General features: G+C 69.5%; 4 protein-coding genes and 1 tRNA gene. 1 reads left to right on the top strand and 4 read right to left on the bottom strand.

What is annotated here, in order from left to right:
- Positions 1 to 181 precede the first annotated feature (181 nt).
- From QJS33_RS31070 to nadD, 4 genes are all read right to left on the bottom strand, one after another.
- Positions 182 to 254: transfer RNA gene (locus tag QJS33_RS31070), tRNA-Ala, on the bottom strand.
- 80 nt (positions 255 to 334) lie between these two features.
- Positions 335 to 958 (bottom strand): histidine phosphatase family protein, encoded by a 624-nt coding sequence (locus QJS33_RS31065; protein WP_306371638.1) that lies wholly within the window; start codon positions 956 to 958, stop codon positions 335 to 337.
- Between the two features lie 41 nt (positions 959 to 999).
- Positions 1,000 to 1,398 (bottom strand): ribosome silencing factor, encoded by a 399-nt coding sequence (gene rsfS, locus QJS33_RS31060; protein WP_306371637.1) that lies wholly within the window; start codon positions 1,396 to 1,398, stop codon positions 1,000 to 1,002.
- 17 nt (positions 1,399 to 1,415) lie between these two features.
- Complete coding sequence (nadD, locus tag QJS33_RS31055; RefSeq protein WP_306371639.1) at positions 1,416 to 1,985, bottom strand: nicotinate-nucleotide adenylyltransferase; 570 nt, start codon at positions 1,983 to 1,985, stop codon at positions 1,416 to 1,418.
- Between the two features lie 452 nt (positions 1,986 to 2,437).
- On the opposite strand from nadD, the gene QJS33_RS31050 reads away from it, so the two are divergent.
- Positions 2,438 to 3,486: M48 family metallopeptidase (locus tag QJS33_RS31050; protein ID WP_306371636.1), on the top strand; the 1,049-nt coding region annotated here is incomplete at its 3' end.

The raw sequence follows: 3,486 nt of genomic DNA, 5'->3' as shown, positions 1-3,486 counted from the left end.
AACTACAACCCCCGGGGCGAAGCCCCGCGTCGTGAGAGAGCGCCCCACCCACTTCACCGATCAACGAGACCCCGGCCGCAGGGGGGTACCTCGGGGGGTTCGGGGGGTCTCCCCCCGGGAAACACGAAGGACGACCCCGCGAGGCGGCCGAAGGCCCCCGAGCAGAGTCGTCCTGAGTCCGTGGAGCTATGGGGATTCGAACCCCAGACCTCCTCCATGCCATGGAGGCGCGCTACCAACTGCGCCATAGCCCCTTGTGGGAGTCGGACGCCGCACTGTTGTGCGCTGCCGACTCCCACACCATAGCGGAATCCGGTGCGAACGTCGAAACGGATTACGCGTCGTCGCTGAGCACGACGGGCTCGGGCAGGCTCGCCGCGTTGTGCTCCATGAGTCTCCAGTGCCCCCGGCGCTGTTGGAGGACCGACCAGCAGCAGTTGCTGAGCGGACCGAGGATCTCGCGCTGTTCGTCCGGGATCCCCAGCATCCGGGAGATCCCCACGCGCAGCGCCGCGCCGTGGCTGACCACGACTAGCAGTCCGCCCTCGGGGGTCCGTGCCAGCGCCTTGCGCACCGCCGTTTGCATGCGGTCCCCGACCTCGGCGATCGGCTCACCGTCGGGGATGTCCATGCGCGGGTGCTGCTCGGGCCAGCGTTCGGCCAGTTCCTTGCCGGTGAACCCCTCCCAGGACCCGCCGAACCGCTCGCGCAGCCCCTTGTCGAACTCGATGGGCAGTTCCGTCGCCCGGCTGAGGTAGCCGGCGGTGTCGGCGGCCCGTTTGAGGTCGGAGGCCACGATGAGGTCGGGTTCCAGGGTGGCGAGCAACCGTCCCGCCCGGTCGGCCTGGGCGTGGCCCACCTTGTCGAGTTCGATATCGGTCTGCCCTTGGAAGCGGTTCTCCACGTTCCACGCGGTACGGCCGTGCCGCCAGAACAGCACGCGACGGGTGTCGGTCACCTTGGTGTGTCTCTCCACTCGGGGGTGTCTCGCGGGGCCGGTTACTGCTCGTCGAGCGGGGTGCGCTCGGTGCCGCGGGCGTTCTCGGGCAGCTCGATGGTCGGGCAGTCCTTCCACAGCCGTTCCAGGCCGTAGTACCCGCGCTCCTCCTCGTGCTGGATGTGCACGACGATGTCGGCGTAGTCCAGCAGCACCCAGCGACCGTCGCGCTCGCCCTCGCGGCGGACCGGCTTGGCGCCCGCCTGGAGGCGCAGCCGGTCCTCGATCTCGTCGACGATCGCGCGGACCTGGCGGTCGTTGGGCGCCGAGCAGAGCACGAAGGCCTCGGTGATGACGAGCTGCTCGCTGACGTCGTAGGCGATGATCTCCTGGGCGAGCTTGTCGGAGGCGGCCTCGGCGGCGACCTTGACCATTTCCAGCGCCCTGTCGGTGGCTGTCACGTTGTGCTTGCTGCCTTTCAGCTGTCTCGGTAGAGCCCGGTCTTGTTGATGTAGCGGACGATGCCGTCCGGGACCAGGTACCAGATGGGTTCGCCCTTGCGGACGCGCTCACGGCATTCGGTCGAGGAGATGGCCAGCGCGGGGACCTCCACCAGGGAGACCTTGCCCTCGGGCAGTCCCGAGTCGCTGAGCCGGTGACCGGGCCGGTTACAGCCTACGAAATGCGCGAGCTCGAAAAGTTCGTCCGCGTTGTGCCAGCCCAGGATGGCGCCCAGGGCGTCGGCCCCGGTGATGAAGAACAGTTCCACCTCGGGGCCGTAGGAGGCCCGCAGTTCGCGCAGCGTGTCGATGGTGTAGGTCGGTCCGTCGCGGTCGATCTCGATGCGGTCGACCCGGAACTGCGGGTTCTCCGCCGTGGCGATGACCGTCATCAGGTAGCGGTCCTCGGGCGGGGTGACCTTCTCCGGGTCCTTCTGCCAGGGCCTTCCGGTGGGGACGAACACCACTTCGTCCAGTTCGAAGAGGTGGGCGACCTCACTGGCCGCGACGAGGTGGCCGTGATGGATGGGGTCGAAGGTGCCGCCCATGATGCCGACGCGGGGGGCACGCCCCCGCTCCTCGCTCTCCTCGTGCACCACTCGACTGCTCCGTTCCTCGGTCCGGTGTGCCGGAATCGGCCAACCGAGATTAGCCGACGCCGCCGGAGAACGCCGCACCCTCGTCCCCCGGTGCACAGGCACAACGACGGTGCGCCCCGCTTCCTTCCCCGCAGGTGGGCGGCGGGAGGGGGAGGCGGAGCACCCGGCGGCGGTCGGCGAAGGGACCGGATCGGCGGTGAGCGGCGGCCGGATGCGGCCCGTCCCTGAGACGCCCCCGGGATCCCCCTGACCTTCCCCCGATTCCGCCCCGGCCCGGACCCCTCCCAGGCCGCTCACTTCCCCATCGCCACCTCGGGTTCCGTTCCCCTCCCCGGAAACGCGTCATATCTCGTTGTCCCGAAACCGTGGCCAAGCGCGATTCCGGCGCATAGCATGCCGGTATGTCCAACTCACCAGATCGCGTCCGTGTCCGGCTCTCCGATATCTCGCCCCGCGCCTACGAGCATCCCGCCGACCGCGGCGCCCTGGTCGCGTTGCGTTCCCTGCGCGGTTTCGACGAGGTCTTCAAGCGCCTCTCCGGCCTGTTCAACGAGCGCGCCCTGCGCCTGATGTTCCTGTCCAGCGCGGTCCGCGTCGGCCCCACGCAGTTCCCGCACGTGTACGACTACGTGCGCGACGCCGCCTACGTCCTGGACATGGAGGAGGTGCCCGAGCTCTACATCCAGATGAACCCCAAGCCCAACGCCATGGCGATCGGCAGCCACAAGCCGTTCATCGTGATGACCACGGGCCTGTTCGACCTGCTGGAGGCGGACGAGCAGCGGTTCGTCATCGGCCACGAGGTCGGCCACATCCTCAGTGGCCACGCCGTGTACCGCACCATGCTGCTCGCCCTGATCCGGTTGGCCACCCGGGTGGCGTGGGTGCCGTTGGGCTACATCGGCCTCCAGGCCATCGTGGCCGCCCTGGAGGAGTGGTACCGCAAGTCCGAGCTGTCCTGTGACCGCGCGGGCATCCTGGCCGCCCAGGACCCCGAGGCGGGCAAGCGCGCGCTGATGAAGCTGGCGGGCGGCTCGCGCCTGGCGGAGATGAACCCGGACTCCTTCCTGGAGCAGGCCCGCGAGTACGAGAGCGGCGGCGACGCCCGGGACGGCCTCCTCAAGCTGCTCAGCCTGGTCGGGCAGACGCACCCGTTCGCGGTGGTGCGCCTGGCCGAGCTGCACCGGTGGGTGGAGGACGGCTCCTACCAGCGCATCCTCAACGGCGACTACCCGCGCCGCTCCGCCGACAAGGACGCCAAGGTCGGCGAGGAGGCGCGCAACGCCGCCAAGTCGTACAAGGAGTCCTGGAACCGCACCGGCGACCCGCTGCTGGGCACCCTGCGCGATGTCGCGGGCAGCGCGGCCAGCGCGGGCGGGAAGATCTTCGACACGGTGGCCGACCGCTGGCGCAACGGTTCGGGCGGCGACCAGAACCGGAACTCCGGCAA

This window comes from Nocardiopsis sp. CC223A, assembly GCF_030766825.1.
Taxonomy (GTDB): Bacteria; Actinomycetota; Actinomycetes; order Streptosporangiales; family Streptosporangiaceae; genus Nocardiopsis.
Note: the sequence above shows the minus strand (reverse complement) of the source record. Positions and strands in the feature narration are given on the sequence as shown.

Bases quoted from the DNA above. Each gene is read 5' to 3' on its own strand.
- nadD (WP_306371639.1), bottom strand. From the start codon at position 1,985: ATGGGCGGCACCTTCGACCCCATCCATCACGGCCACCTCGTCGCGGCC.